Source organism: Stenotrophomonas sp. Sm6012, from assembly GCF_030985895.1.
In the GTDB taxonomy this organism is placed as follows: domain Bacteria; phylum Pseudomonadota; class Gammaproteobacteria; order Xanthomonadales; family Xanthomonadaceae; genus Stenotrophomonas; species Stenotrophomonas forensis.
In genome coordinates this window covers 1-3,122 of sequence record NZ_JAPTFX010000243.1, presented here as the reverse complement: position 1 = coordinate 3,122, position 3,122 = coordinate 1, and the positions used below count along the sequence as shown (strand labels likewise).

Here is a 3,122-nt window from a genome sequence, read left to right as displayed (position 1 = left end):
TCGATCAGACCACCGGAGGAACCGCGCCATGCAGGCACGCCATCTGTTGTCCGCCGCAGCGTTGAGCCTGGCCGTGGGCGCCGGCCCCCCCGCCCCCCCGTGACCCAGCTGTTTTCGCCGATTTCGTTCGGCCCCCTGACCCTGTCCAACCGCATCGTGATCGCGCCGATGTGCCAGTACTCCGCCGAAGATGGCCGCGCCAGCGACTGGCACGCAATGCACCTTGGCAACCTGGCGCAGTCCGGCGCCGGACTGTTGATCCTGGAAGCCACCGCGGTCGAGCCGCGCGGGCGCATCAGCTGGGCCGACCTGGGCCTGTGGGATGACGGCACCGAGGCCGCGCTGGCGCAGGTGCTGACCAGCGTCCGCCGCTGGTCGCCGATGCCGCTGGGCATCCAGCTGGGCCATGCCGGCCGCAAGGCCTCGGTGAGGCGTCCGTGGGACGGCGGTGGCCAGCTGCCGGCCGACGATGCGCGTGGCTGGGCCACGGTGGCGCCGTCGCCGCTGCCGTTCCATGCCGCCGATCCGGCGCCGCAGGAACTGGACGAGGCCGGCATCGCCGACGTCATCGCCGCCTTTGCTGCCAGCGCGGTGCGCGCCGAGCGCCTCGGTTTCGAGCTGATCGAACTGCACGCCGCACACGGCTACCTGCTGCACCAGTTCCTGTCGCCGCTGAGCAACCGCCGCACCGATGGCTACGGCGGCTCGCTGCCGAACCGCCTGCGCCTGCTGGTGGAAGTATTCGACGCGGTGCGCGCGGCGGTATCGGACAAGGTCGCCGTGGGCGTGCGCATTTCCGCCAGCGACTGGGTCGACGGTGGCTGGGATCTGGTACAGAGCGAGGCGCTGGCGCAGGTGCTGGACGCGCGCGGCTGCAACTTCCTGCACGTCTCCAGCGGCGGACTCGACGAACGCCAGAAGATCACCGTCGGCCCGGGTTACCAGGTGCCGTTCGCAGCCGCAATCAAGGCCAAGGTGCGCATGCCGGTCATTGCGGTGGGCATGATCACCGAGCCCGAGCAGGCCGAATCGATCCTGCGCCATCGCCACGCCGACGCGGTGGCACTGGCGCGCGGCATCCTCTACGACCCGCGTTGGCCGTGGCATGCCGCCGCCGCGCTGCGCGACAGCGTGGAACCGGCGCCGCAGTACCTGCGCTGCGAACCGCGTGATGCGCGCGGCGTATTCAAGGCACGCTGAGGCTCACACCCGCCAGGCCGGCGCCATGCCGGCCTGCAGGTGCTCGAACAGCGCGCGGATCTTGGCGGTGAAGTCGCGGCGGTCGCTGACGCAGAAATAGACCTCCATCGGTTCCGGCCGCCACGCGGTGTCTGCGCCGAACACCGCCTGCAGGCGGCCGTCGCGCAGGTACGGCTCGGCCACGAACGCCGCCAGCCGGGTGATGCCTGCACCTGCGGCAGCCAGCTCGGCCAGCGCATCAATGTCATCGCAGACCATGCTCGGCGGCAGCGCCGCGTCCACGCGCTGGCCGTCGTTCAGCAGGCCCCAGCGCAGCGGGCGGCCGTCGGTGGGGAAGCGGTGCAGCAGGCCGCGATGGCTGCCCAGTTCCGAGGGTTGCTGCGGCGTGCCGTGTGCCTTCAGGTAGGCCGGCGCGGCGCAGAACACGAACGGAATGCGTGCCAGCTGCCGCGCGACCACGCCATCTTCCAGCTGCGCACCGATGCGGATGCTGGCATCCACCGCTTCCGGTCCATGCTGCACGGCGCGGTCACTCAGGCGCAGCTCCAGCTGCAGTTGCGGGTAGCGTTGCTGCAGCGAAGGCAGCAACGGCGCAAGCACGTGGCGGCCGAACGCGCTGCTGCTGGCGATGCGCAGGGGCCCGGCCGGTTCGATGTCACCGGCGGTGACCATCGCCTGCGCGCGCGCCAGGTCGGCTTCGATATGGCGTACCCGCGCCAGGTACAGCGCGCCGGCCTCGCTGAGTGCCAGCTGGCGCGTGCTTCGGTTCAGCAGCCGTACGCCCAGATGCGCCTCCAGCCGGTTGATGTTCTGGCCGACGGCGGTGGCGCTGATGCCAAGCGTGCGGGCCGCAGCGGCAATGCTGCCGGTCTCTGCGGTGCGGGTGAAGCTGCGGATCAGTTGCAACAGGTTCATGACCGACCAGCTTGCCATGCGGAAGGGCAAGTATCGCTTGGGACTGAACCAAGCCGTTCGGTTGCAACGGTGACCATCGATCCGCGCGGCCGGGCGCTGCCCTACACTCGGGCGATGCGCCCCGATTCCATCCTCACCCTGTCCTGCCCCGACCGTACCGGCATCGTCTACCGCGTGTCCGGCCTGTTGTTCGACCATGGCTGCAACATCCTCGACGCCCAGCAGTTCGGCGATGAGGAAAGCGGCCGCTTCTTCCTGCGCGTGCACTTCGACCGCGACGCCAGCCTGCCGCTGGACACCGTGCATGCCGCGATGGCCGCGTTGGCCGCCGACTACGGCATGGACTGGCAGCTGCATGATGGCCGTCGCCGCGCGCGCCTGCTGGTGCTCGTCAGCAAACAGGGGCATTGCCTGAACGACCTGCTGTTCCGCGCCCACAGCGGGCAGTTGAAAGTGGACATCGCCGCGGTGGCATCCAACCACGCCGACTTCGCGCCGCTGGCCGCGTCCTACCAGGTGCCGTTCCACCATCTGCCGGTGAACGCGGACACGCGTGCAGTGCAGGAACAGCAGATCATCGATCTGGTCGAGCGCGAACGCATCGACCTGGTGGTACTGGCGCGCTACATGCAGATTCTCTCGCCCACGCTATGCCGCGCCCTGGCTGGCCGCGCGATCAACATCCACCACAGCTTCCTGCCCAGCTTCAAGGGCGCGCAGCCGTATCACCAGGCACACGCGCGCGGGGTCAAGATCATCGGCGCCACCGCGCACTACGTCACCGAGGATCTGGACGAAGGCCCGATCATCGAACAGGACGTCGCGCGCGTGGACCATGCCATGGCGCCGCGTGAGCTGGTGCGGCTGGGCAGTGATACCGAATCGCTGGTATTGGCGCGTGCCGTGCGCCGGCATGTCGAGCACCGCATCCTGCTCAACGGGCATCGCACGGTCGTGTTCCGGTAGTGCCGGCCGCTGGCCGGCAACTGCAGGGATCCCGGGATTGC

3 protein-coding genes are annotated in these 3,122 nt (G+C 69.5%); 2 read left to right on the top strand and 1 reads right to left on the bottom strand.

Going from position 1 to position 3,122, the window contains the following annotated elements; all coding sequences use genetic code 11:
- The first annotated feature begins 99 nt into the window (after window positions 1–99).
- Window positions 100–1,200 carry an NADH:flavin oxidoreductase/NADH oxidase gene (locus O0J73_RS21985; protein WP_308309637.1) on the top strand — a complete coding sequence of 367 codons (1,101 nt, stop codon included), beginning with the start codon at window positions 100–102 and terminating at the stop codon, window positions 1,198–1,200.
- A gap of 3 nt (window positions 1,201–1,203) precedes the next feature.
- Here O0J73_RS21985 and O0J73_RS21980 read toward each other — a convergent pair whose 3' ends face one another.
- Window positions 1,204–2,115, bottom strand: a complete 912-nt coding sequence (locus O0J73_RS21980) for a LysR family transcriptional regulator (protein WP_197564779.1) — start codon at window positions 2,113–2,115, stop codon at window positions 1,204–1,206.
- A 114-nt stretch (window positions 2,116–2,229) separates the two neighbouring features.
- Between O0J73_RS21980 and purU the strand changes: the two genes are divergently transcribed.
- Window positions 2,230–3,081, top strand: a complete 852-nt coding sequence (purU, locus tag O0J73_RS21975; protein ID WP_008265630.1) for a formyltetrahydrofolate deformylase — start codon at window positions 2,230–2,232, stop codon at window positions 3,079–3,081.
- Window positions 3,082–3,122: the final 41 nt, after the last annotated feature.

Excerpts from the sequence above, each read along its gene's own strand:
- O0J73_RS21980 (WP_197564779.1), bottom strand. The coding sequence starts at position 2,115 with ATGAACCTGTTGCAACTGATCCGCAGCTTCACCCGCACCGCAGAGACC.
- purU (WP_008265630.1), top strand. The coding sequence starts at position 2,230 with ATGCGCCCCGATTCCATCCTCACCCTGTCCTGCCCCGACCGTACCGGC.